Genomic DNA, 24,902 nt, shown 5'->3' with positions numbered 1-24,902 from the left:
CTCTAGTCCTCGTCGACGGCGGCGGCCACCGCGGCAGCCACGGCGGGCCCGACCCGCGGATCCAGCGGGCTGGGCACGATGTACTCGCGGTCCAGGTCGTCGCCGACCACACCGTGGATCGCCTCGGCCGCGGCCACCTTCATCTTCTCGGTGATGCGTCGGGCCCCGGCGTCCAAGGCGCCCCGAAACACGCCCGGGAAGGCCAGCACGTTGTTGATCTGGTTCGGGAAGTCACTGCGGCCGGTCGCGACCACGGCGGCGTACTTGTGCGCGATGTCCGGGTGGATCTCCGGATCCGGGTTGCTCAGCGCGAAGACGATGGCATTGGGCGCCATGGTGGCGATCAGCTCTTCGGGCACCACGCCGGCCGAGACACCGAGGAAGACGTCGGCCCCGTCCAGAGCCTCGGCCACCCCGCCGGTGCGTCCGGCCGGGTTGGTGCGTCCGGCGAGTTCGGACTTGAAGGAGTTCAGGTCGCCACGCTCGGTCGACACGATGCCCTTGGAGTCCAGCACGGTGATGTCCGAAACTCCGCTGGCCAGAAGGATGTTGGTGCATGCCACGCCGGCGGCACCGGCGCCCGAGACCACCACGCGCAGCGAGGCCATGTCGCGCTCCAGAACCTTGCTGGCGCCGAGCAGTGCGGCCAGCACCACGATCGCGGTGCCGTGCTGATCGTCGTGCATGACGGGGCAGTCCAGGGCCTCGATCACGCGGCGCTCGATCTCGAAGCAACGCGGCGCGGAGATGTCCTCGAGGTTGACCGCGCCGAAGGTGGGCCGCAACCGGATCAGGGTTTCGACGATCTCGTCGGGGTCCTTGGTGTCCAACACGATCGGGATCGAGTCCAGTCCGGCGAACGCCTTGAACAGTGCGCTCTTACCTTCCATCACCGGCAGCGACGCGGCCGGGCCGATGTCGCCCAGACCCAGCACTGCGGTGCCGTCGCTGACCACGGCGACCAGGCGGTTGGCCCAGGTGTAGCGCTTGGCCAGGGTGGCGTCGGCGGCGATGGCCCGAGAAACCTGTGCCACACCGGGCGTATAGGCGATCGACAGGGCGCGCTGGGTGTCCAGCGGTGCCTTCAGCTCAACCGACAACTTGCCGCCGATATGGGCGTCGAAGATCTCCTCGTCGCCGATCTGCAGGTGCGGGGTTTTCACGGATTCAGCCACGGCGTCAGGTTACTGCACCCCACAATCTCACCGAAGCCGGTTCCCCCGCGGTGAGAAGCAACGTGGATACCATGGCCTGACTCGCAATTCGTCGAGGGAGGCCGGGTCATGCCGTCGTTTCGCGCGCTGCCGCCCGCGCTGCTGGGCAGCCGGGTCCGGTCGACCGGTCCGGATCCAGACAACATCCACGTGCCGGTGGCACGCGCCATGGTGGACTGCGCGATCTACGTCGACGGCGCCCGGGTGCCGGGGCGCTTCACCCATTCGGCGGCCGCGGCCAAGGCCGCCGAGTTGCGCCAGGCCGGCCAGCGGGCATTCACCTGGGTGGGGTTGCACGAACCCGACCATCACCAGATGCAAGCCGTGGCCGAGGTGTTCGGACTGCACCCGCTGGCAGTCGAGGACGCCGTGCACGCGCATCAACGCCCCAAGCTGGAGCGCTACGACACCACGCTGTTCTTGGTGCTCAAGACCGTGAACTACATCGAGCACGACTCGGTGGCATTGGCCCGGGAGATCGTCGAGACCGGCGAGATCATGGTGTTCGTCGGCCCCGACTTCGTTGTCACCGTCCGGCACGGCGAGCACACCGGACTGGCCGGCGTGCGCAAGAAGATGGAAGACGAACACAAGCAGCTGCAGCTGGGGCCGTACGCGGTGATGCACGCGATCGCCGACCACGTGGTGGACAGTTACCTGGACGTCACCCGGTTGATGGAGGTCGACGTCGATGCGATCGAGGAGGCCACCTTCTCGACAAGCGCCCGGACCGATATCGAACAGATCTATCTGCTCAAACGCGAAGTGGTGGAACTGCGGCGCGCGGTGGCGCCGCTGTCGGTGGAGCTGGGCCGGCTCAATACCGACTACAAGGACCTGCTGTCCAAGGAAGTGCTGCGCTACATGCGCGACGTTCTGGACCACCAGACGCACGCCGCCGACCAGATCGCCAGCTACGACGAGATGCTGACCTCGCTGGTGCAGGCCGCGCTGGCCAAGGTCGGCATGCAGCAGAACACCGACATGCGCAAGATCTCGGCGTGGGTGGCGATCGCCGCGGTGCCGACCATGATCGCCGGCGTCTACGGCATGAACTTCGAGCACATGCCCGAACTCGATGAAACCTGGGGCTATCCGGCGGTGCTGCTGGTGATGTTCGTGGTGTGTGCGTTCCTGTACCGCACCTTCCGGCACAACCACTGGCTGTGAGGGCCTGAGCGGGCCGCCGTTGCGCACTCTGTGCAGTGCGGGTACATGAATGGGCCTTTTCGTGTGCACTGGTTGCACACTCTGTGCAGCCCGGGTACATCAATGCGCCGATTCGTGTGCACTGGTTGCACACTCTGTGCAGTGCGGGTACATCAATGGGCCTTTTCGTGTGCACTGGTTGCACACTCTGTGCAGCCCGGGTCAGACCCGGGCCGGGTCCAGCACGTCGGTGCCGTCCTGCGCCCAGGTTGCCCGCAGTTCGACGGCGCCCTTGAGCCGCACCCAGGCGGCCTCGTTGGCCGAGATCGGGGTTGCGGCCAAGAACCGCACCGGCTCCATCGGGTCCGGCAACACCAGCTCGGCGACGTCACTGTCGCCCAGCAGCACCGCCGACATCGGCGCATGCCGCGGCTGCGCGGCCCACAGCGCCGAACCCAGGTCGATCAGCGCGTCGGGCACCAACACCAAACCTTCGACCGACGGAGTGGCCGCCAGCAGCGCCACGGTGCGTGCGATACCGGGGGTGGGAACCCCCTGGCGCAGACTGAGAATCAGCTCGGCCCGCGGTCCGCGCAGCGGGTCGACATTCATGCCGGTCGGTTCCGACATCGGATGCCGCGCAGCACCCAGCGACGCGTAGTGCAGCACACCGTCGGAGTCGGGCCCGAACCTGAGCACGTCGATCGGTTCCACGCCCAGAAAGGTAACCGAGGCCGAATCGGGTTCGGCCGCAACACCCTTGCGTGCGAAGTGGTCGATCAGGTGCCGGCGGACCGCGGCCAGGACTTCGGTCACGCCGTCGGGGTCGGCGGAATGCTCAGGTTCACACCGGAATCGGCATCGAAGATCAGCAGTTTCGCCGAGTCGAACGCCAACTCGATCGGACTGCCGGCGGTGGCCTGCGACTCGGCAGGCACCCGGGCCACGTAGCCGGTGTCACCGGCACCGGAATCGATCGCCAACTCGGCCAATTGCTCGGCGCGCGCGCCGTCGCCGCCGATGTCGAAGTAGACGTACTTGTCCGCACCCAACGACTCGACCAGATCGGCCTGCACGGTGAACGTGACCGCCCGGATCCGCGCGTAGGCGTCGATCAGGGCCGCGTCGTCGAAGTGTTCGGGCCGGGCACCGACGATGACGTTGCGCGGGGTGGGGTGCGCGCGCACCGTCTCCAGCGACTCCGGCGGCAGCATCACCTCACCGAACGGCAACCGGACGCCGACCTCGGTGAGCTCGGCCGGGAAGAAGTTCATCGCCGGCGAACCGATGAAACCGGCCACGAACAGGTTGGCCGGCCTGCTGTAGAGCTCATCGGGGGTGCCGATCTGCTGGGCGACGCCGGCCCGCAACACCACCACCCGGTCCCCCAGCGTCATGGCCTCGGTCTGGTCGTGCGTGACGTAGACCGTGGTGGTGCCCAATCGCTGTTGCAGCCGGGCGATCTCACCGCGCATCTGCACCCGCAGCTTGGCGTCCAGGTTGCTCAGCGGCTCGTCCATCAGGAAGGCCTTGGGCTTGCGCACGATCGCGCGTCCCATCGCCACCCGTTGCCGTTGCCCGCCGGACAGCTGGGACGGTTTGCGATCGAGCAGTTCGGTCAGGTCCAGGATCCGCGCGGTCTCCTCGACCTTGGCCGCGATGTCGGCCTTGCTCAGCTTCGCCAGGGTGAGCGGGAACGCGATGTTCTGCCGCACCGTCATGTGCGGGTAGAGCGCATAGGACTGGAACACCATCGCGATGTCGCGGTCCTTGGGCGCGCGCTCGTTGACCCGCTGCCCATCGATGCGCAACTCACCGGAACTGATGTCCTCGAGTCCGGCAATCATGTTCAGCGTGGTGGACTTTCCGCATCCGGACGGTCCGACCAGGATGACGAACTCGCCGTCGGCGATGGTCAGCGACAAGTCCTTGACCACATCGCGGACACCGTTGGCGCCATCGGAATAGCTCTTGGTGACGTGCTCCAACACGATCTCGGCCATCGAATAACCCCGCTACCCTTTCACCGCGCCAGACGTCAGGCCGGCGACAATGCGCCGTTGGAAGATGAGAACGAACACCACGATCGGAACGGTGATCACCATCGCACCCGCGGCGATCGAACCGGTCGGTTCCTCGAATTGTGAACTGCCGGTGAAGTTCGCGATCGCCACCGGCGCGGTGATCGCAGCCTTGGTGGCGGTCAGCGACAATGCCAGCAGCAGGTCGTTCCAGGCGAAGATGAACACCAGGATGGCCGCGGTGACGATGCCCGGCGCGGCCAGTGGCGCGATCACCCGGCGGAACGCCTGCGCCGGGGTGGCGCCGTCCATCTTGGCGGCCTTCTCCAGATCCCACGGGATCTCCCGGAAGAACGCCGAAAGCGTGTAAATCGCCAGCGGCAACGCGAAGGTGATGTACGGGATGATCAAACCGGGCCAGGTGTCGAACAACCCGATGCCGCGCCACAGGTTGAACAGCGGTGTCACCAACGAGATCTGCGGGAACATCGCGATCAGCAGCGCCATCCCGATCAACAGTTTCTTGCCGGGAAACTCCAACCGGGCCACCGCATATGCGGCCATCCCGCCGATCGTCACCGCGATCACGGTGGTGATCACACCGATGCCGATCGAGTTGAGCAGCGCGGAGTTGAACACGTTGGACGCGCCGCCGGTGAAGATCGCCTTGTAGTTGTCGAAGGTGACCTCGGCGGGAATCAGCTTGCCGTCCTTGACACTCGAGGTCGGCTTCAGTGACAACGACAGAATCCACAGCACCGGCAGCAACGCGTAGATCACCACCACGGTGTTGATCACCGCCCAACCGCCGATCCGGCGGGCGTCGTTGGCGGCCATCAGCGGGCCTCACCTTCGGCACCGGGGGCCGCAGCCCCGAACAACTTGATGAAGATGAACGCGATGATCGCCACGCACAGGAATACCAACACGCTGATCGCCGAGCCCAATCCGATCGAAAATCCCTTGAACAGGTTGTCGTAACCGAGGATCGACACCGATGCGGTGCTGTTGGCGCCCGCGGTCAAGATGTAGATGTTGTCGAAGATCCGGAATGCGTCCAGCGTGCGGAACAGCAGTGCCACCAGGATCGCGGGCTTGATCATCGGCAGGATCACCCTGGTCAACCGGCGCCACGCCCCGGCGCCGTCCACCTGGGCGGCCTTGAGCAGGTCGTCGGGCACCAGGGCCAGCCCGGCCAGCAGCAGCAGCGCCATGAACGGCGTCGTCTTCCACACCTCGGCCAGCACCACCACCGCGAGCGACGGAAGTTGCTGGGTCAGCGGCGCGCTGCCGTCGGGCAGCAGGTTGGCCAGATACCCGGTGCCCGGCGTCCAGGCGTAGTACCAGCTGTAGGCGGCGGCCACCGTGACGATCCCGTACGGAATCAGAATCACGGTGCGTACCAAACCCTTTCCGAAGATGGTCCGGTGCATCACCAACGCCAGCGCCATGCCGAGCACGAATTCGATGGCCACCGACACCACGGTGACGCCCGACGTGACGGCCAACGCGGTCCACCAGTACCCGTCGGTGAGCACCGTGACGTAGTTGGACAGACCGACGAACTCGATGTCGTCGGGCTGGGCCAGGTTGTACCGCAACAGGCTCAGCCACACCGCGTAGCCGATCGGATAGGCGGTGACCGCGAGCATCAGGATCACGGCCGGGGAGATCAGCAGGAACGCCAGCCGCCGTTGCGAACTGCGATCATCCGAGCGTGCCGCTGGTTCCGGGGCCCGGGTGGGCGGCACTGCAGGCGCAACGGTCACGGAATGAGTCCCTTTCCGTCGATGGCCTTCTGCACCTGCTCGGCGAGTTCATCGGCGGTGCGTTCGGGGTCGATGTCGCTGATCGGGGCCAGCGTCGCCGAGATCATGGTGGACACCTGCTGATACAGCGGGGTAGCCGGACGCACCGCGGCATTCGTCAACTGCTCGGCGATGATCGCGTACTGCGGGTACTTGCGCTGGAATTCCGGATCCTGGTACAGCGAGGTCCGCACTGCCGGCAGGCCACCCTCGATCGAGGTGAGCCGCTGGTGCTCCGCGCTGCGGATGCACCGCACGGCCTCGAAGGCTTCGGCCTTGTGCCGGGTGGTCTTGGCCACGGCGAGGTTCAACCCGCCCAGCGTGACCCGCGCCGGCTCCCCTTCGCGCACAGCCGGATACGGCGCGAAACCGAACACCTTCTGGCTTTCGGCGTAGGCGATGTCGAACTGTTCGTCGCTCGGCGAGAACGATCCGGTCTCGTTGATCGCGGTCTGCAGTTCGGCGCGCTGGTCCAGCGGCAGGAACTGCACCCCGCCCTTGATCGCGTTCTCCAGCATCGACGGCAGCACGAACGGCCAGTTCACCTCGAGCGCGGCGTTGCCCTGTTCCAGGGCCAGCCGGGCCGTGCCCTCGTCGGTCTGGGTGATCGAAGGGTCAGCGCCAGGCGCGGTGGCGACGGCCTTCATGATCGACAGCGCCTTGACGGTTGCGGCGCGGTGTTCTTCGGTGTCGGTCAGCGTCACCGACTGCCCGTCATCGGACAGCACCTGCCCACCGGCACTTTGCAACAGCGTGTTGAACCACACCACCAGGCCCTCATACTGCTTGGCCTGCACGGCAATCCAGCTCGGCTTGCCCGCGGCGTGCAGCCGGGTCGCCTCGGTCACCATCTGATCCCAGGTGGCCGGCGGCTCCGACATCAGATCCGGCCGGTACCAGAGCAACTGGGTATTGGTGGTGACCGGTGCGGCATACAACTCGCCCTGCCACTCGGCGGTTTCCAGTGGGCCGGGCAACGTGTTCGCCCGCGCGTCGGACTCGGCCAGCCCGGCCGGATCCTCGGCGAGCGGCAGCGCCCAGCCGGCCTCGGCGAACTCCGCGGTCCACACCACGTCCAGCGCCATCACGTCCAGGGTGCGGTCGTTGCCGGTGAGTCGGCGAGCCAGCTGCAAGCGCTGATCGTCGGCGCTCTTGGGCAAACTGACCTGTTCGATCCGGAACCGGCCGTCGAGTTCCTGATTGCACCGGTTGGCCACCGCGGTGAAGGTGGCGGTTTCACTGGCCGGGGTGTAAAAGCTCACCACCAGTCCGTCTTCGGCCGAACCGCACGACGCGACCGTCGATGAAACGGTCAGCGCCGCAAGTGTCATCGCGCCGAACCGACGTGCCCGGGACACCATGCCCGAACGTGCGCTTGCTGCGACCAACGGCTGCCTACCGCCTTCCGCTCCCGACGCGATTCTCCAGCGAACCGTAGAGGTAGCGCAGTGTGCGGCGCAACACGTCGCGATCTTCGGCACCTACCGGCCGTGCGCCGGGCTAGATGCTCAAGCGCGCCAGCAAATCCCGGCCCTGCTCGGCGCTCTGCGGATCGCACAGCACGTCGTAGCGGCCGGCGACCAGTTGCATGGTCGAACTGAAATCCCTTGAACCGCGCGTCATCGCGTACGGGATGGCCGAGGTGATCAGTCCGAAGATGATGCCCGCGATCACACCGGTGATCAGCGCGGCCCACGGCGATGGCGTGAAGAAACCGAGCACCAGGCCGATGAACACACCGAGCCAGGCGCCGGTCAGGATGCCGCCGCCGAGCACCCGCGGCCAGGTCAGCCGCCCGGTGACGCGTTCCACCTGCATCAGGTCGACGCCGACGATGGTGACCTGCTGGACCGGGAATTGTTGGTCGGAGAGGTGGTCGACGGCGCGCTGGGCCTCGGCGTAGGTGGAGTAAGACGCGATCGGCCAGCCCTTGGGCGGCGTCGGCAGCCCGATCGGCCCGCGACCGGCTGCGGCCGCGGTGGGGCCGGCGGCTCCGGGTTGGAATGGACTTGTCATCGCTGGTCATTCTCCTCTGTCGGGTCGACTCCGTCAGCGCTTCTGGTCAGGTGCGCGGTCCCGGGCCCGTCGGCATCGTGCGTACCCCGGGAGCCACCTGGACCTACGCTAGTTCGATCAGCATGACATTTCCGGCCGGCGACACCCGCGAACGGCGGGGTTGCGGTGAGTTCGCCGCACCGGGGAACCGTTCCGGCGCCCCCGGGGCGACTACGCTTTTACGACAGCCGCCGGTACCGCCGGCCGCAGCGACGTTGATAATTGGTCTGATCTGGACCATCTATGTGATGCGGTGAGTGATGACGAACCCCCGAGAACCTGACCAGTCGGGCGCCCAGCCGGACCCGTTCACCCCGGTCGACTACCCGGCGTACGACCAACCGTCCGGATTTGGTTCGCCCGGTTCGCCCACCCCGCCGGGCTACGGCGAGCGCTCGGCGCTGCCCGGCGGCTATCCACCGCCACCGACCCCGTACCAGTCCTCGGCACCGGGCGGCTACCAGCCGCCGTCGGGTGGCTACCAGGCACCGGCACCCGGCTATCCGGCACCGGGCTACCCGGCCGCGGGCTACCAGGATCCCTACGACCCGTACCGGCCGGGCGTGCCGATGGGGACCAACGGCATGGCGATCGGCGCGCTGGTCACCTCGCTGGCCGGTTTCGCCTGCGGGCTCCCGGCCATCGTCGGTTTGATCCTCGGGATCATCGCGATGCGGCAGACCAAGCAGACCGGACAGGACGGCTACGGCATGGCGCTGGCGGCCGTGATCGTCGGCGGACTCATCACCGCCGGCATGATCATCTACCTGGTGATCATGATCGTGCTGGTCGCCGCGGCCGGATCGGGCGCGACCTACGGTTAGCTCGGCGGCACGAACGGCTCGCCGGTGCGGGCCATCCCCGCCGCGCGTCCCTTGGCCGCGATCACCAGGGCCATCTTGCGGCTGGCCTCGTCGATCATCTCGTCGCCCAGCATCACCGCGCCGCGCGCGCCGCCGGCTACCGAGGTGTGCCATTCGTAGGCTTCCAGGATCAATTCGGCGTGATCGTAATCGGCTTGCCGGGGGCTGAAGATCTCGTTGCCGGCGGCGATCTGGTCCGGGTGCAGCACCCATTTGCCGTCGTACCCGAGCGCCGCGGACCGGCCGGCCACCCGACGGAACGCCTCGGTGTCGCGGACCTTCAGGTACGGGCCGTCGATCGCGGCGATGCCGTGCGCGCGAGCGGCGACCAGGATCTTCATCAGTACGTGGTGGTAGGCGTCGCCGACGTCGTAACCCTCGGGCTGCTCCCCCACCACCAGGGTGCGCATGTTCAGGCTGGCCATCAGGTCAGCCGGGCCGAGCACCAGGGCGTGCACTCGCGGATGCGCGGCGATCGCCTCCACGTTGGCCAGCCCCCGGGCGTCCTCGATCTGGGCGTCGATCCCGATCCGGCCGAGTTCCAGGCCGTGCGTGAGTTCGAGCTGGGTGAGCAGCAGGTCCAACGCCGTCACATGCGAGACGTCGGTGACCTTCGGCAGCACCACCACGTCCAGGTGCGCACCGGCGCCGGCGACCACCTCGATCAGATCGGCGTGCGTCCACGGTGTGGTCCAGTCGTTGACCCGCACGCCGCGCAGCGCCGGGCCCCAGCCCGGCTCGGCCAGAGCAGCCGCCACGGTGGCGCGGGCACTGGCCTTGGCATCGAGCGCGACCGCGTCCTCAAGGTCGAGGAACACTTCGTCGGCCGGCAAGGTCTTGGCCTTGTCGATCATCTTGCGGCTGCTGCCGGGAACCGACAGGCACGTTCTGCGGGGTCGATACGCGGTATTCACGCCTTCACTCCTACCCTTTGTAATCATGGCGGCGGTCAACAGGGTCTATGCAGCCCGGCTTGCGGGCTTGGTGGTCCTGGGACCCGACGGCGAATCCCTGGGCCGGGTGCGCGACGTCGTGATAAGCATCAGCATCGTCCGCCAGCAACCCCGAGTTCTCGGTTTGGTCGTGGAATTGCTCACCCGCAGAAGGATTTTCGTCCCGATGCTCCGGGTGACCGCGATCGAACCGCACGCCGTGACGCTGATCAGCGGCAACGTCTCGCTGCGCCGCTTCGCGCAGCGCCCGGGCGAGGTGCTGGCGCTCGGGCAGGTGCTCGACACCCGGGTCCGGGTCAACGATCCCGAGCTCGAACAGCTGGCCGGTATCGAGGTGTCGATCGTCGACCTGTGCATCGAGCAGGCCCGGTCCCGCGATTGGGTGGTGACCCGGATCGCGGTGCGCGCGCATCGGCGGCTGGGCCGGCGCGGCAACGTCTACACCGTCGACTGGCAGAACGTGGTGGGTCTGACGCCGTCGGCGCTGGCCATGCCGGACCAGGGCGTCGCGCAACTGCTGCACCAATTCGAGGGGCTGCGACCGATCGAGGTGGCCGACGCGATCCGGGACCTGCCGCGTAAACGCCGTACCGAGGTGGTCAACGCCCTGGACGACGAGCGGCTCGCCGACGTGCTGCAGGAGCTCGCCCAGGACGAGCAGACCGAGTTGCTGCTGCGGCTGGACACCGAACGCGCCGTCGACGTGCTCGAGGCGATGGACCCCGATGACGCCGCCGACCTGTTGGGCGTGCTCAACCCCACCGAAGCCGAGTCGCTGCTGCAGCGGATGGACCCCGAGGACTCCGATCCGGTGCGTCGTCTGCTGCAGCACTCACCGGATACCGCCGGCGGTCTGATGACCTCGAATCCGGTGGTGCTGGCCCCCGACACCACGGTGGCCGAGGCGCTGGCCCGGGTGCGTGACCCGGACCTGACCCCGGCGTTGTCGTCGGTGGTGTTCGTGGTGCGGCCGCCGACCGCCACCCCGACCGGACGCTACCTGGGCTGCGTGCACCTGCAGCGGCTGCTGCGCGAGCCGCCGGCCGCGCTGGTCAGCGGCATCGTCGACACCGATCTTCCGGCCCTGACCCCGGACGCCTCGCTGGCCGCGTTGACCCGGTATTTCGCCGCCTACAACCTGGTCTGCGGGCCGGTGTTGGACGACGAGAACCACCTGTTGGGCGCGGTCACGGTCGACGACCTGCTCGACCATCTGCTGCCACACGACTGGCGGGCCAGCGACGACGAACCCGAACTGGACCCGACGCCATGACCGACACGTCAGCGCGCAGCCGGCTGGACACGCCGCGCACCTCACGCCGGCCGCGGCTCAATTTCGACGCCGAGGCGGTCGGCCGATTCAGTGAATCGATCGCCCGGTTCCTGGGCACCGGCCGGTATCTGGCCTGGCAGACCATCCTGGTGGTGGTCTGGATCGCACTGAACCTGTTCGCGGTGTCGCTGCGCTGGGACCCGTACCCGTTCATCCTGCTCAACCTGGCGTTTTCCACCCAGGCCGCGTACGCCGCCCCGCTGATCCTGCTGGCCCAGAACCGCCAGGAGAACCGGGACCGGGTCTCGCTCGAAGAGGACCGGCGGCGGGCCGAACAGACCAAGGCCGACACCGAGTACCTGGCCCGCGAGCTCGCGGCGCTGCGGTTGGCAGTCGGCGAGGTGGTGACCCGCGACTACCTGCGCCGGGAACTCGACGACTTGTACGAGTTGCTCGAGACCCTGCGGCCCGAATCCGCCGACGGCGCGCCGAAGTCCAAGGCGGCGGACAAGCCCAAGTCGAAGTCCAAGGGGCAAAGTCCGAAACCGAATCCAGCAAAGCCGCCGTCGGCACCCGATCCGAGGACATGAACAGAGCGTGAGAAAACGGTTTTACGGGGACCATTGTCGCCACATGGGTCACGGCAGTATGTATGGTGACTTGGTTCACACAGTGCAGCGAGATGCTGAGCGAGCAATCATGAGGATGGTCCTGTGCGCATAGGGGCGAGCTCGGGCGCAAGCTCGGCGCTGTCGAAGTCACTGCGCTCCGCGTGCGGCAAGGCATCCCAGATCGGCAAGTCCCCGGTGATGGGTCTGGCCGTGCTGAGCCCGCTGGTGTTGGCTGCCGCCGTGGGCGCCGGCGGACCCACCGTCGTCGGGCAGACACCACCGGTGCAGAGCACCGACGTCGCCCCGCTGGCCGCGATTGCGCCCACCCCGCCTCCGGACACCTCGGGCCCGGCCGTGATCGCGATGGTGAACCCGCCCGCCAGCTTCCGGGTCGCCGCGGCCACCACGTCGGCGCCGCCGCCGGCCACCGTGGTCAGCGCGCCGGGCGCATTGCGCATCCCGTCGATCGCGCTGTCGGCCTACCGCAACGCCGAGTCGATGATGGCGCGGGCCGTGCCGGGCTGCGGCGTCAGCTGGAACCTGCTGGCCGGAATCGGCCGAATCGAGTCCGGGCACGCCAACAACGGCGCCACCGACGTGCGTGGCACCGCGGTCAACCCGATCTACGGACCGGTGCTGGACGGCACCTTGCCCGGCAACGAGGTGATCGTGCAGAGCGTGCAGGCCGGTCGGGTCACCTACGCCCGCGCGTTGGGTCCGATGCAGTTTCTGCCCAGCACTTGGTCGCGGTACGCCTCCGACGGCGACAACGACGGCAAGGCCGATCCGCAGAACGTGTACGACGCGGCCCTGGCGGCAGCCCGCTACCTGTGCAGCGGTTCGATGAACCTGCGCGACCAGAACCAGGTACTGACCGCGGTTTTGCGCTACAACAACTCGATGGCCTATGCCCGCAACGTGCTCGGCTGGGCCGGCGCCTACGCCACCGGGGTGGCGCCGATCGATCTGCCGCCGATCACCGGCGAGGTGCCGGAGTTGGTGGTCACCGAGGTGTCGCAGCACCACCTGGCTGACCCCGAGGGCCTGGGTCCGGACCTGCCGCTGCACGGCGTGGGCGCTGACCCGCTGGCCGACCTGACCCGGGTGGATCTGCCTCAGACCGACGTCGCCAACCGGTTGCCGGTGCCGCCCGGCCCGGAAGCCGGTGACCTGCCGAGCGCGCCGTGTGCGGTGTTCTGCATCACCGAAGCGCCGGCCGCCCCGGCACCGTGGACACCGCCCTGGATGCAGCCGGCCGCCCCCGCACCCGCTCCGTGGACGCCGCCGTGGATGCAGCCGGCTCCGATCGCGCCGCTGGCTCCCGCCGGTCCGGCACCCGGCCCGGCCGAGGCCACCCCGGCGCCCGCTCGGGCACCGGGCCCGGCCAACGCCCCGGCGCAGGCACCGGCCGAGGCGCCCAACCCGGCGCAGGCCCCCGGCCCGGCCCCGGCGGCCCCGGCAGATCCCGCCGCCCCGGCAGCACCCGAAGCTGCGGCCACGCCGACACCCGGACCGGTGCCGCCGCTGCCCGGCCCCGCCGCCTGACCGCAGCCGCCTGACGAGCTGCCCGGTACCGCGGCCTAGACTCGGTACCGATGACTGACACGCTGGTTTCCGCCGTCCGCTCCGCACTGGGCAAGGTGATCGATCCCGAATTGCGACGACCGATCACCGAAGTGGGCATGGTCAAGAGCGTCGACGTCGAGAACGACGGCTCGGTGCACGTCGGGATCTACCTGACGACGGCCGCCTGCCCGAAGAAGACCGAGATCAGCGAGCGGGTCACCCAGGCGGTCGCCGACGTCCCGGGCACCGGCTCGGTCAAGGTGACCCTGGACGTGATGAACGACGAGCAGCGCGCCGAGCTGCGCAAGCAGCTGCGCGGCGACTCGGCCGAACCGGTGATCCCGTTCGCCCAGCCCAACTCGCTGACGCGGGTGTACGCGGTGGCCTCCGGCAAGGGCGGAGTGGGCAAGTCCAGCGTGACGGTCAACCTGGCGGCGGCGATGGCCGCCCGCGGTCTGTCGGTCGGCCTGGTCGACGCCGACATCTACGGGCATTCGGTACCGCGCATGATGGGCACCGAAGACCGACCCACCCAGGTCGACTCGATGATCTTGCCGCCGGTCGCGCACGACGTGAAGGTGATCTCGATCGCCCAGTTCACCCAGGGCAATACGCCGGTGGTGTGGCGCGGACCGATGCTGCACCGGGCCCTGCAGCAGTTCCTGGCCGACGTCTACTGGGGTGACCTGGACGTGTTGCTGCTGGATCTGCCGCCGGGCACCGGCGACGTCGCGATCTCGGTCGCGCAGCTGATCCCCAATGCCGAGATCCTGGTGGTCACCACTCCGCAGCTGGCCGCGGCCGAGGTGGCCGAACGGGCCGGGGCGATTGCCAACCAGACCCGGCAGCGCGTGGTCGGTGTGGTGGAGAACATGTCCGGCATGCTGATGCCGGACGGCACCACGATGCACATCTTCGGCGAAGGCGGCGGCCAACAGGTGGCCGAAAGCCTGTCGCGTTCGGTCGGCGCCGAGGTGCCGTTGCTCGGCCGGGTACCGCTGGATCCGGCGCTGGTGACCGCCGGTGACTCGGGGGTGCCGCTGGTGCTCTCGGCGCCCGAGTCGCCGGCCGGAGCCGAGTTGCGCGGGATCGCCGAAAAACTCTCGGCGCGCAAGCGCGGGCTGGCCGGAATGTCGCTGGGCCTGGACACCACCCGCCGCTGATTCACGCCAAACCCGTTGCCGCTCTTCCGTTTCCGTTCCGCTCTTCAGGCCCGCAGAGCGGAACGGAAACGGAAGAGCGGCAACGGGAGCCTGAATCAGGTCGCGTCCGGGTCGAACTTGGTCGTCGCCGACGCGGCGTTGGCGTCCGCGGTGGCCGGCTCGGCTTCGGCCGCACCGGCCCGCGATGCCATGGGTGCGGTCAGGTCAGCGCGGACGGAATCGAACTCACTTTGCACCGACGCCTTCGCGGAGTCGAAACTGCCGAAGATCGACTCGTCACCGTCGAGCAGATGCTTGGTGATTGCCGCGCGCGGTGTCATACCGCGTAGCGAATTGAGCTGACTGAGCGGCTCGCGCAGATCCTCGAACTCCGGCCCGAGGTCCTCACGCAGCGAGTTGGTGGCGTTGCCGACGTATTCGCGGACCTGGCGCAGCGCGCCGGCAGCCCATTTGAGCGCGCCAGGCAGCCGTTCCGGGCCGAGCACCACCAGTGCGATCACCACCAGCACCAGCATCTCGGCCCAGCCGACGTTGGCGAACATCTACTCGTCCGAGGACGGCGTGATGGTCAGCGTCACGCGGCGACCGTCACGCACCACCACGATGGGCGCGGGTTCACCGATCTTGAGTTGTCGCACCGCGACCGTCATCTCGTCGGCGTCGGCGACCGAACGCCCGCCCACCTCGACGACGACGTCGTTCTCGACGATGCCGGCCTGTTCGGCGGGGCTGCCCTGGTTCACGTTGGCCACCTGGGCGCCGGATGCGACGTCGTTGCTCACCGAGCGGGCGGTCAGACCCAGCGTCGGGTGTGCCACCTTGCCGGCGTTGATCAAGCTCTCGGCGATCCACTTGACCTCGTTCACCGGGATCGCGAAGCCCAGGCCGCTGGCGCTGTCGGACAGCGACTTGCCGGCCGTGTTGATGCCGATCACCTCGGAGCTCATGTTGATCAGCGGGCCACCGGAGTTGCCGTGGTTGATCGAGGCGTCGGTCTGGATGGCATCGATGACGGTGTCGGTGTCGGAGCCGTCGCCGGACAGCGGAACCGGGCGATGCAATGCGCTGACGATGCCGTGCGTGACGGTGCTGCGCAGGCCCAGCGGTGCGCCGGCGGCGATCACCTCTTCGCCGACGATGACCTTGTCGGAGTCACCGAGCCGGGCCACCGTGAGGTTGTCCACGTTGTCGACCTTGATCACCGCCAGGTCGGTCTTGGGGTCGCGGCCGACCAGGTTGGCCGGCACTTCCTTGCCGTCGTTGAAGACCACGGTCATCTTGTACGCGCTCGGGTTGTTGGCGGCATCAGAGATCACGTGGTTGTTGGTGACGATGTAGCCCTTGCCGTCGATCACGACGCCCGAGCCCTGGGAGCCCTGTTTGTCGCTGACCGCTTCGATGGTCACCACCGAGTCCGCCACCGAGGCCGCGACCTTAACGAACTGCCCGCCGTGGTCTTCGTCGGAGTCATGGGTCTGGAGGGTGACCTTGGACGTGGTGAACGCCGAAGCAGTCACCCCGGACGCCAGGTAGCCGATCACGCCGCCTAGCGCGCCGATCAACAGCGCGGTCACCGCGAGCAGGCTCAACGCCAGCACCGAGACCCGGCGGCCGAACAGCACATCGCGCACACCGAGCTTGCCGACCGGTCCCCCGGCAGCGGGCGGCTCCGGCGGAGTCTCGACCGCGGGCGCCCCCAAACCGGCCGCCGCGCCCGGATCGCGCCAGGGATCCTCGGGCTCGTCGGCGCCGTCGTCGGCGCGATCCAGCGCGTTGGCGTCGATCGGATGCCGCTGCAGCGACTCGGCGCCGGCGAACGGGCGGCCGAACGCCTCGGCCAACACCGGGTCGCGCGGGGTGTCCTTCGGTTCGAACTCGTCTTCGTTGCGGAAGCGCTTGGGACGAAGTGCGTCGGCGAGAAACGAGCCCTTGACGCCGGCTGGCCGGCCGAAGGCCCGGCGCGATGAGTCGTCGACCGGAGGCCGGGACACCGGACGCGGCGTCAGGCGCGGGCCATTGTCCGATTGCTCGAAGTTGTCCTGGTTGGAGCTCAAGTCATCCTCTTCCGCCGCTGACGAGAACGCGGGCCATCACCGCTCCGCGGATCGCGGTCCGGTGCGCTCTCTACCCTACCGGCGCCGACGCCGGTCTCTCGTACGGTCGTCAGCTAACCGATCCTCGGTTACCGGGTCGACGGGCTCGGGCGCCACCTGCGGGGTGTGCGGAATCTGGGACAGCAGCCCGAGCAGCGAGCTGGGCACGCTGATCTGGCAGGACTCGCGCAACGCCGACCGGGCCTGCTGCTGAGCATCGACCTCGGCGGCGCAGTCGCTGCACAGCGACAGGTGATGGGCGGCGCGCAGGTGCGCATTCATCCGCAGCTCGCCGTCGACGTAGGCGGCGACCGCCTCGATCGAGAGGTGCTCGGTGGAACCGAATTGGCGCGGCGCCCCGACCGGTGCGTCGCTCTGCGACGCGAACTGTGCGGGTAGCCAGGAAAAGGCCCTACGGAACACATGGCCACCCTCGACCATCACCCGACTCCTTCCGCCATGGCATCTGCGCACGCACTGTCGAATGTAGCGCGCAGAAGGGCCAGGCCGCAGGCGTTGCTCCACTGGTGGCGAACTCGTGATCAGGCGGGGTGGGCGGCCGCGTCGGGCTGGTCGGCGCGGGCGGCAAGGAACTCGCGGATGGCTTGCCGACCGCGGTGGATGCGGCTGCGCACGGTGCCCAGCTTCACATCCAGCGTGGCACCGATCTCCTCGTAGGACAGACCTTCGATGTCACACAGCACGACCGCGGCGCGGAATTCCGGCGGCAACGAATCCAGGGCCGCCTGCAGATCCGGGTCGAGCCGGGCGTCGTGGTAGATCTGCTCGGGGTTCGGTTCGTCGGCCGGCACCCGGTCGTAATCCTCGGGCAACGCCTCCATCCGGATCCGGGCCCGACGACGCACCATGTCCAGGAACAGGTTGGTGGTGATGCGGTGCAGCCAGCCTTCGAAGGTGCCCGGCTGGTAGTTCTGCACGGACTTGAACACCCGGATGAATGTCTCCTGGGTGAGGTCCTCGGCGTCGTGCTGGTTGCCGGACAGCCGGTAGGCCAGCCGGTACACCCGGTCGGCGTGCTGCCGCACCAACTCGTCCCAGGACGGCATGGTGGACAGGTCACCGGTTGCGTCGAACACGGCAGTGCCGTGCAACTCCTCTTGGGGCTCCACCCACTCGGTGGTGTCCGGCTCGAAGTGCGACATGTGTGCGGGCGCGGTCAATGTGGTGGCCGTCGGATCCTCCTGAGACTGGGCGCTGGGCGCCGCTTGCGGGTCGTCACCTTGCCCAACACGAAGTGGGAGGTGCATATTCCCGAACCAGCGGTCACCGCGCTCCATGACGACCACCGTCCGGCACCGCATTGTGCTGGGTATATGAGCACACTGAAGTTTCACTGAGAATGCCGATCGGGGGCGGTCACGCTGGGCCGATGCCGGTTTCGGACGGCCGGATCGCAGCGCGACGTCCGCGGCGGGTCCGACGGTGTCTGGCGCGTTGGTTTCCACAGCGCCCGGGATTGGCTCTACGCTGCGCTCATGGGCACAGATTCGGGCAGCGGCGACCCCGCCACCAGCAGGGCCGCGGCCATGCTGGCCCACGCCGAAGGTTCGATCTCCGAGGACGCCGTGCTGGCCGCCGCGCGGGAGCGCGCCGAGGACATCGGCTCGGGTGCGGTGACGCCCGCGGTCGGTGCGTTGCTGAGCCTGCTGGCCAAACTCTCCGGCGGCAAGGCCGTGGTCGAGGTCGGCACCGGCGCCGGGGTGAGCGGGCTGTGGCTGCTTTCCGGCATGCGCGACGACGGGGTGTTGACCACCATCGACATCGAGCCCGAGCATCAACGCCTGGCCAAGCAGGCGTTCGCCGAGGGTGGCATCGGCCCGTCCCGCACCCGGCTGATCAACGGCCGGGCCCAAGAGGTGCTGACCCGACTCGCCAATGACTCCTACGACCTGGTGTTCATCGACTCCGCGCCGGGCGATCAACCCGAGTTCGTGGTCGAGGCGATCCGGCTGCTGCGACCGGGCGGGGTGATCGTCGTTCATCGCGCCGCCCTGGGTGGTCGCGCGGGTGACCCCAACGCCAACGACGCCGAGGTCACCGCGGTACGCGAGGCGGCCCGGTTGATCGCCGAGGACGAACGCTTCACGCCGGTGCTGCTCCCGCTGGGCGACGGCATCCTGGCCGCCGTGCGCGACTGAACCGCACGCTGCCGCATTTCCCGTGACGGGCACTCGGTGCCTCCCTTGACGGACATTGAACGTGGGTTTAGGCTATTGAACATGCGTTCAGCCGAAGATCTGACCGCAGTCGCCCGGATCCGCCAGGCGGCCGTCGAGCAATTCGGTCAGCACGGTTTCGGTGCCGGTGTCCGCGCGATCGCCAAGGCCGCCGGGGTGAGCCCAGGCCTGGTGATCCACCACTTCGGTTCCAAGGACGGTCTGCGCCAAGCCTGCGACGACTACGTGGCCGAGTTGGTGCGCGAATCCAAGAGCGAATCCCTACGCGCCCCGGACCCCAGCGCCTGGTTCGCCGCCGTCGCGGAGATCGACGAGTACGCGCCCGTGATGACCTATCTGGTGCGCAGCATGCAGACCGGCGGCGATCTGGCAACTTCGTTGTGGCGCACCATGATCGACAATGCCGAACAGTACCTGGACGAGGGGGTGCGGGCCGGCACGCTCAAACCCAGCCGCAACCCGAAGGCCCGGGCCCGCTACCTGGCGATGGCCGGCGGCGGCGCGTTCCTGCTCTACCTGCAGCTGCACGAAAACCCCGAGGACATGCGCGCGGTACTGCGCGACTATGCCCGCGACATGGTGCTCCCGGCACTCGAGATCTTCACCGAGGGCCTGATGACCGAGCCCACCATGTACCAAGCCTTCCTGGCCGACGGCGCCGGCCTGCAACCGCCACCGTGAGCAGCACGACGGCAACAGAACGCACCTGAAGGAGCGATCGCCATGCCCAACGCCATCGAAATTCAGCAACTGGTCAAGACTTTCGGATCGGTGCGGGCACTGGACGGCTTGGACCTCACGGTGCGCACCGGCGAGGTGCACGGGTTCCTCGGCCCCAACGGCGCGGGCAAGTCCACCACCATCCGGATCTTGCTGGGCCTGGTCAAGGCCGACCGCGGCCGCGTGCGATTGCTCGGCGGCGACCCGTGGCGTGATGCGGTCCGACTGCACCGTGACATCGCCTACGTCCCCGGCGATGTCACGCTGTGGCCGACGCTGACCGGTGGCGAGACCATCGACCTGCTGGCCCGAATGCGCGGTGGCATCGACGAGAACCGACGCGCCGAGTTGATCGAGCGATTCGCGTTGGATCCGACCAAGAAGGCGCGCACCTATTCCAAGGGCAACCGCCAGAAGGTCTCACTGATCTCGGCGTTCTCCTCCCACGCCGCGCTGCTGCTGCTCGACGAACCCAGCAGTGGCCTGGATCCCTTGATGGAGAACGTGTTCCGGGAGTGTGTCCGGGAGGCAGCCGCACGTGGCACGACCGTACTGCTGTCCAGCCACATCCTGGCCGAGACCGAGGCACTGTGCGGCGCGGTGACGATCATCCGGGCCGGACGTACGGTCGAATCGGGGACCCTGCAGTCGATGCGGCATCTGTCCCGCACCTCGATCAAGGCCGAAATGCTCCGAGACCCAGGCGATGTCAGCCGCATCCGAGGCGTGTCCGACGTCAGCTTCGACGGCCACACGCTGCACGCCCAAGCCGAGTCCGAAAGCCTCGGCGAGCTGATCCGGGTACTCGGCGGCGCCGGGGTGCGCAGCCTGACCAGTGCGCCGCCCACGCTGGAGGAACTGTTCCTGCGCCATTATGACGTCGACGGGGCCGACCGCAGCCGGGACGCGACGGTGGGAGCCCGACGATGAGCACGGCAACCCTGACCCGCATCTCGCACCCGGACCGGGCCCGAGGTCCCGCTTCGAATTTCACCGGAACCCTTGGGCTGCTGCGGCTCTACCTGCGCCGGGACCGGGTGGTGCTGCCGCTGTGGGTGCTGCTGCTCTCGGTTCCGCTGTCCAGCGTCTACATCGGCAGCATGGCCGCGGTCTACCCGAACGCCGCCGATCGCGCCGCCGTCGTCGACTCGATCATGGCCAGCCCGGCCCAGCGGGCGATGTACGGGGTGGTCTTCGGCGATTCGCTGGGCGCCGTCGGAATCTGGAAGGCCGGCATCTTCCACCTGTTGATCGCGGTCGCGGTGATCCTGACCGTGATTCGGCACACCCGGGCCGACGAGGAACTGGGCCGCACCGAACTGCTCGACTCCACCGTGGTGGGTCGGCACGCCGGCCTGACCGCCGCACTGCTGTTGGCATCGGGGGCCTCGGTGTTGACCGCATCGATCGGTCTTGCCGGACTGCTGACCACCGAGGTGCCGGCAGCCGGATCGCTGGCATTCTGTTTGGCGCTGGCCGGATCCGGCCTGGCGTTCAGTGCGGTGGCCGCAGTCGCCGCGCAGTTGTCGGCCAGCGCACGAACGTGTCGCGGTGCTGCGTTCGCCGTCCTGGCCGCAGCGTTCGCGCTGCGTGCGGTCGGCGACGCCGGCGCCGGTTGGCTGTCCTGGCTTTCCCCGCTGGGCTGGTCACTGCAGATCCGACCGTATGCCGACGAACGCTGGTGGGTACTGCTGCTGCATCTGGTCGCCACCGTGCTACTCACCGCGCTCGGGTATCGACTGCTGGCGGCCCGCGATGTGGGCGCCGGGCTGTTCGCGGCCCGGCCCGGCCCGGGTGCTGGGGCACCGGCCCTGCGCAGTCCGGCGAATCTGGCCTGGCGGCTGAGCCGGGGCGCGCTGTTGTTGTGGACGATCGGGCTGTGCCTGTACGGCCTGTTGGTGGGCAGCGTCACGCACGGTATCGCCGACGAGATCGGCGGCAGCGTGGTCGCCCAGGAAGTCGTCACCCGACTCGGCGGAAGCGACGCGCTGGAGCAATCCTTCATCGCGGTGGCCTTCAACATGCTGGGGTTGATGGCGGCGGCGTTCGGCATCGCGATGGCGTTGCGTCTGCACCATGAGGAGACCGCCCAGCGCGCCGAACCGGTACTCGCCGGTGCAGTGAGTCGATTACGTTGGCTGGCAAGCCATGTCAGTATCGCACTGCTGGGCACCGGCGCGGCGATGCTGGCCGCGGGTTTCATCACCGGTCTGAGCTACGGCATCGCCGCAGACGATGTCGGCACCAAGCTGCTCGACACCCTCGGCACTGCCGCCATGCAGCTGCCCGCGGTCTGGTTGCTGGTCGGGGTGACCGTCGCATTGTTCGGCCTGGCGCCGCGCGGGACTCCGGCGTCCTGGGGGGTGCTGGTCGGATTCGTCGCGCTCTATCTGCTCGGTTCGCTGTCCGGGTTTCCACAGTGGGTCCGCAACCTGGAACCGTTCAGCCACATCCCACTGCTGGCTGACCAAACCTTCAGCGTCGCACCGCTGTTCTGGCTACTGCTCCTGGATGCCGCCCTGATCACGTTGGGCGCCATCGGCTTTCGCCGTCGCGATCTTCGGTGAGGAGGCCACCGTGAAAATTGCACTACAACTGCTGGCCGCGGCGCTGTTCAGCGTGGTGTTCTTCGGCGTCGCGCTGTTCCTCCCGGCCGGCACCCTGAACTACTGGCAGGCCTGGCTGTTCATCGCGGTGTTCGTCGTCGCCACGATCGGGCCGAGCGGGTATCTGGCGGTGCGCAGTCCCGACGCGCTACGCCGCCGACTACGCACCGGCCCGTTGGCCGAACCGCGCCTCGGTCAGCGCCTGATCGTCGCCGGGATCTACCTGACAGTGTTCGCCGCCGTGCTGGTCAGTGCCTTGGACCATCGGTTCGGCTGGTCATCGGTGCCGCCCGCGGTGGTCATCCTCGGCGACGTCGTGGTCCTCGCTGGCCTGCTGGTGACCCAAGCCGTCGTCATCCAAAATGCCTACGCGGCCGCAACAGTCGCCGTCGAGGCGGATCAGCCGCTGGTCACCACCGGGCTGTACGCCTGGGTGCGCCATCCGATGTACTCCGGTGGCGCGCTGATGTTGCTCGGCATGCCGCCGGCCCTGGACTCGTTCTGGGGCCTGGCGGTGGTGATCCCAGCGCTGGGTCTGTTGGCCGCGCGCATCGTCGATGAGGAGAAGGTGCTGACCGAAGGGCTTTCCGGCTACCGCGAGTACACCCGCGAGGTGCGCTACCGATTGCTGCCCGGGGTGTGGTGATTCAGCTCGGCCGGCACGCTCGCTGACCCATACTGGTGCCATGGAGCAGTTGCTGACCGGGCTGGGACTTTCCACCGCGGCGGGCCTGAACGCCTACATCCCGGTGCTGCTGCTGGGCGTGCTGGCGCGGTTCACCGATCTGGTCCACCTCCCGGCCGGCTGGAACTGGATGGAAAACGGTTGGGTGCTGGCCATCCTCACGGTGCTGCTGCTGGTCGAGATCGTCGCCGACAAGGTGCCGGCACTGGATTCGCTCAATGACACCGTGCAGACCTTCGTGCGCCCGGCCTCGGGTGGCATCGTGTTCGGTTCGGGCACCGCGGCCGAAACCGCGGCGGTGGCCGACCCGGGCCAGTGGGCGGTTTCCGGCGGTTGGGTGCCGGTATTGATCGGCATCGTCGTCGCGCTGGTGGTGTCGTTGGTCAAATCCGCTGTGCGACCGGCGGCCAACGTCGCGACCGCGGGGGTGGCCGCCCCGATGCTGTCCACCGTCGAGGATGTCACCAGTTTCTCCCTGGTGTTCATCGCGCTGCTGCTACCGGTGCTGGTGCTGCTGATCCTGCTCGGCCTGATCTGGACCGGCTGGCGGTTGTGGCGGCGGCTGCGGCGCAGCAGACAGAGCGTCGGCTACGCGCCGCCGGAATCGATGGCCGAGGACTGGCACGAGCCGCTGAGCTAGATCCAGACGCCCTTGCCGACGGCGACCACGCCGCCGGCGCTGATCGAGAACCGGTCCCGGTCCTTGTCCAGGTCGACGCCGACCATCTCACCCGGCCCGACGACGACGTTCTTGTCCAGGATCGCCTTGCGCACCACCGCGCCGCGCCCGACCCGCACGCCCGGCATCAGCACGCTGCCTTCGACGATGGCGCCGTCGTCGATGGTGACATTGGACGACAGCACCGAGTTGCGCACCGAGGCCGCCGAGATGATGCTGCCGGCCCCGACCACCGACTCCTGGGCCGAGCCGCCGTTGACGAACTTGGCCGGGGCCAGGTTCTCGGCGCCGCCGCGGATCGGCCAGCGCCGGTTGTACAGGTTGAACACCGGGTGCACCGACACCAGGTCCATGTGCGCGTCGTAGAACGCGTCCAGGGTGCCGACGTCGCGCCAGTAGCCGTGGTCACGTTCGGTGGCCCCGGGCACCACGTTGTTGTTGAAGTCGTACACCGAGGCCATGCCGTCGGCGACCAGACGCGGGATGATGTCGCCGCCCATGTCGTGGTCGGAGTGGTCGTCTTCGGCGTCGGCCTTGATCGCGTCGATCAGCACCTTGGTGGTGAAGATGTAGTTGCCCATCGACACGAAGGTCTGCTCGGGATCGTCGGGAGTGCCGGGTGGGTCGGCCGGCTTCTCGATGAAGCTGCGGATCCGGCCCGAGTCGTCGGAGTCGATGCAGCCGAACGCCGTGGCTTCCGCGCGCGGCGCCCGGATCCCGGCGACGGTGGCTCCGGCGCCGCATTCGATGTGGTGGCGCAGCATCTGCTCGGGATCCATCCGGTACACGTGATCGGCCCCGAAGATCACGATGTAGTCCGGGTCTTCGTCATAGATCAGGTTCATCGACTGATAGATCGCATCGGCCGACCCGGTGTACCAGCGCGGGCCCAGCCGCTGCTGCGCCGGCACCGGGGTGATGTACTCGCCGGCCAGGCCGGACAGCCGCCAGTTCTGCGAAATGTGTCGGTCGAGTGAATGCGACTTGTATTGCGTGAGAACGCAGATCCGCAAGAACCGGGCGTTGACCAGATTCGACAACACGAAATCGATCAACCGGTATCCGCCCCCGAACGGCACCGCAGGCTTGGCCCGGTCCGCTGTCAGGGGATAGAGCCGCTTGCCCTCCCCGCCAGCCAGGACGATGCCCAGCACATGTGGTGCTTCCCTCATGCCGACAAACCTATCGGCACGCGCAGGGCGCGGCCACTGCTACACCGGAATGCAGCGGATTCGTGTCGCCGGG

25 protein-coding genes are annotated in these 24,902 nt (G+C 68.1%); 12 read left to right on the top strand and 13 right to left on the bottom strand.

What is annotated here, in order from left to right; genetic code table 11:
- Positions 1-2 precede the first annotated feature (2 nt).
- Positions 3-1,175 carry an NAD(P)-dependent malic enzyme gene (locus AC5Y3P_RS07875; RefSeq protein ID WP_500045335.1) on the bottom strand — a complete coding sequence of 391 codons (1,173 nt, stop codon included), beginning with the start codon at positions 1,173-1,175 and terminating at the stop codon, positions 3-5.
- A gap of 108 nt (positions 1,176-1,283) precedes the next feature.
- Here AC5Y3P_RS07875 and corA point away from each other — a divergent pair, with 108 nt between their 5' ends.
- A complete protein-coding gene (corA, locus tag AC5Y3P_RS07870; RefSeq protein WP_500045334.1) occupies positions 1,284-2,384 on the top strand; it encodes a magnesium/cobalt transporter CorA in 1,101 nt (366 codons plus the stop codon).
- Between the two features lie 201 nt (positions 2,385-2,585).
- Here corA and AC5Y3P_RS07865 read toward each other — a convergent pair whose 3' ends face one another.
- The 6 genes from AC5Y3P_RS07865 to AC5Y3P_RS07840 form a co-directional block, all read right to left on the bottom strand.
- On the bottom strand, positions 2,586-3,179 hold the full coding sequence (locus AC5Y3P_RS07865; RefSeq protein WP_500045333.1) for a suppressor of fused domain protein: 594 nt from the start codon (positions 3,177-3,179) through the stop codon (positions 2,586-2,588).
- Positions 3,176-4,366 (bottom strand): ABC transporter ATP-binding protein, encoded by a 1,191-nt coding sequence (locus AC5Y3P_RS07860; protein WP_500045332.1) that lies wholly within the window; start codon positions 4,364-4,366, stop codon positions 3,176-3,178. Before AC5Y3P_RS07860 ends, AC5Y3P_RS07865 begins: the two co-directional genes overlap by 4 nt.
- A gap of 12 nt (positions 4,367-4,378) precedes the next feature.
- Positions 4,379-5,221, bottom strand: a complete 843-nt coding sequence (locus tag AC5Y3P_RS07855) for a carbohydrate ABC transporter permease (protein ID WP_500045331.1) — start codon at positions 5,219-5,221, stop codon at positions 4,379-4,381.
- Entirely contained in the window at positions 5,221-6,135 is a 915-nt protein-coding gene (locus tag AC5Y3P_RS07850; protein ID WP_500045390.1) for a carbohydrate ABC transporter permease, read from the bottom strand. The genes AC5Y3P_RS07855 and AC5Y3P_RS07850 overlap by 1 nt, the downstream gene beginning before the upstream one ends.
- 14 nt (positions 6,136-6,149) lie before the next feature.
- Entirely contained in the window at positions 6,150-7,523 is a 1,374-nt protein-coding gene (locus AC5Y3P_RS07845; protein WP_500045330.1) for an ABC transporter substrate-binding protein, read from the bottom strand.
- A gap of 169 nt (positions 7,524-7,692) precedes the next feature.
- Complete coding sequence (locus tag AC5Y3P_RS07840; protein ID WP_500045329.1) at positions 7,693-8,208, bottom strand: YflT domain-containing protein; 516 nt, start codon at positions 8,206-8,208, stop codon at positions 7,693-7,695.
- A gap of 299 nt (positions 8,209-8,507) precedes the next feature.
- Between AC5Y3P_RS07840 and AC5Y3P_RS07835 the strand changes: the two genes are divergently transcribed.
- A complete protein-coding gene (locus AC5Y3P_RS07835) occupies positions 8,508-9,071 on the top strand; it encodes a DUF4190 domain-containing protein (protein WP_500045328.1) in 564 nt (187 codons plus the stop codon).
- Here the strand turns inward: AC5Y3P_RS07835 and AC5Y3P_RS07830 are convergent.
- Complete coding sequence (locus AC5Y3P_RS07830; RefSeq protein WP_500045327.1) at positions 9,068-10,024, bottom strand: HpcH/HpaI aldolase/citrate lyase family protein; 957 nt, start codon at positions 10,022-10,024, stop codon at positions 9,068-9,070. The two genes, AC5Y3P_RS07835 and AC5Y3P_RS07830, sit on opposite strands and share 4 nt — an antisense overlap.
- 25 nt (positions 10,025-10,049) lie before the next feature.
- On the opposite strand from AC5Y3P_RS07830, the gene AC5Y3P_RS07825 reads away from it, so the two are divergent.
- The 4 genes from AC5Y3P_RS07825 to AC5Y3P_RS07810 all read left to right on the top strand — a co-directional run bounded on the left by AC5Y3P_RS07825 (position 10,050) and on the right by AC5Y3P_RS07810 (position 14,676).
- On the top strand, positions 10,050-11,336 hold the full coding sequence (locus tag AC5Y3P_RS07825; protein WP_500045326.1) for a magnesium transporter MgtE N-terminal domain-containing protein: 1,287 nt from the start codon (positions 10,050-10,052) through the stop codon (positions 11,334-11,336).
- Positions 11,333-11,926: a DUF1003 domain-containing protein gene (locus AC5Y3P_RS07820; RefSeq protein ID WP_500045325.1), complete on the top strand. Its 594-nt coding sequence runs from the start codon at positions 11,333-11,335 to the stop codon at positions 11,924-11,926. Before AC5Y3P_RS07825 ends, AC5Y3P_RS07820 begins: the two co-directional genes overlap by 4 nt.
- 123 nt (positions 11,927-12,049) lie before the next feature.
- On the top strand, positions 12,050-13,492 hold the full coding sequence (locus AC5Y3P_RS07815; RefSeq protein ID WP_500045324.1) for a lytic transglycosylase domain-containing protein: 1,443 nt from the start codon (positions 12,050-12,052) through the stop codon (positions 13,490-13,492).
- Between the two features lie 50 nt (positions 13,493-13,542).
- The gene (locus AC5Y3P_RS07810; protein WP_500045323.1) at positions 13,543-14,676 is read left to right on the top strand and encodes an Mrp/NBP35 family ATP-binding protein; all 1,134 of its coding nucleotides are present in this window, start codon (positions 13,543-13,545) and stop codon (positions 14,674-14,676) included.
- Between the two features lie 95 nt (positions 14,677-14,771).
- Here the strand turns inward: AC5Y3P_RS07810 and tatB are convergent, their stop codons facing one another.
- The 4 genes from tatB to sigE all read right to left on the bottom strand — a co-directional run bounded on the left by tatB (position 14,772) and on the right by sigE (position 18,067).
- A complete protein-coding gene (tatB, locus tag AC5Y3P_RS07805) occupies positions 14,772-15,218 on the bottom strand; it encodes a Sec-independent protein translocase protein TatB (RefSeq protein ID WP_500045322.1) in 447 nt (148 codons plus the stop codon).
- Complete coding sequence (htrA, locus tag AC5Y3P_RS07800; protein WP_500045321.1) at positions 15,219-16,730, bottom strand: serine protease HtrA; 1,512 nt, start codon at positions 16,728-16,730, stop codon at positions 15,219-15,221.
- A 75-nt stretch (positions 16,731-16,805) separates the two neighbouring features.
- A complete protein-coding gene (rseA, locus tag AC5Y3P_RS07795; RefSeq protein WP_500045320.1) occupies positions 16,806-17,210 on the bottom strand; it encodes an anti-sigma E factor RseA in 405 nt (134 codons plus the stop codon).
- A 101-nt stretch (positions 17,211-17,311) separates the two neighbouring features.
- Positions 17,312-18,067: an RNA polymerase sigma factor SigE gene (gene sigE / locus AC5Y3P_RS07790; RefSeq protein ID WP_500045319.1), complete on the bottom strand. Its 756-nt coding sequence runs from the start codon at positions 18,065-18,067 to the stop codon at positions 17,312-17,314.
- Between the two features lie 198 nt (positions 18,068-18,265).
- Between sigE and AC5Y3P_RS07785 the strand changes: the two genes are divergently transcribed.
- From AC5Y3P_RS07785 to AC5Y3P_RS07760, 6 genes are all read left to right on the top strand, one after another.
- Positions 18,266-18,928, top strand: a complete 663-nt coding sequence (locus AC5Y3P_RS07785) for an O-methyltransferase (RefSeq protein ID WP_500045318.1) — start codon at positions 18,266-18,268, stop codon at positions 18,926-18,928.
- 81 nt (positions 18,929-19,009) lie between these two features.
- Positions 19,010-19,648 carry a TetR/AcrR family transcriptional regulator gene (locus AC5Y3P_RS07780; protein ID WP_500045317.1) on the top strand — a complete coding sequence of 213 codons (639 nt, stop codon included), beginning with the start codon at positions 19,010-19,012 and terminating at the stop codon, positions 19,646-19,648.
- A gap of 42 nt (positions 19,649-19,690) precedes the next feature.
- Positions 19,691-20,617, top strand: coding sequence for an ABC transporter ATP-binding protein (locus AC5Y3P_RS07775; protein ID WP_500045316.1), 927 nt, complete (start codon positions 19,691-19,693; stop codon positions 20,615-20,617).
- Positions 20,614-22,254, top strand: a complete 1,641-nt coding sequence (locus AC5Y3P_RS07770; protein ID WP_500045315.1) for an ABC transporter permease — start codon at positions 20,614-20,616, stop codon at positions 22,252-22,254. The genes AC5Y3P_RS07775 and AC5Y3P_RS07770 overlap by 4 nt, the downstream gene beginning before the upstream one ends.
- A 10-nt stretch (positions 22,255-22,264) precedes the next feature.
- On the top strand, positions 22,265-22,939 hold the full coding sequence (locus AC5Y3P_RS07765) for a methyltransferase family protein (RefSeq protein ID WP_500045314.1): 675 nt from the start codon (positions 22,265-22,267) through the stop codon (positions 22,937-22,939).
- Positions 22,940-22,979: 40 nt separating this feature from the next.
- On the top strand, positions 22,980-23,618 hold the full coding sequence (locus tag AC5Y3P_RS07760) for a DUF4126 domain-containing protein (protein WP_500045313.1): 639 nt from the start codon (positions 22,980-22,982) through the stop codon (positions 23,616-23,618).
- On the opposite strand, the gene glgC is transcribed toward AC5Y3P_RS07760, so the two are convergent.
- Complete coding sequence (glgC, locus tag AC5Y3P_RS07755; RefSeq protein WP_500045312.1) at positions 23,615-24,829, bottom strand: glucose-1-phosphate adenylyltransferase; 1,215 nt, start codon at positions 24,827-24,829, stop codon at positions 23,615-23,617. The two genes, AC5Y3P_RS07760 and glgC, sit on opposite strands and share 4 nt — an antisense overlap.
- Between the last annotated feature and the right edge of the window lie 73 nt (positions 24,830-24,902).

The sequence above is a fragment of the Mycobacterium sp. NGS45 genome, from assembly GCF_059812645.1.
This window is presented reverse-complemented; position numbering and strand designations above follow the sequence as displayed.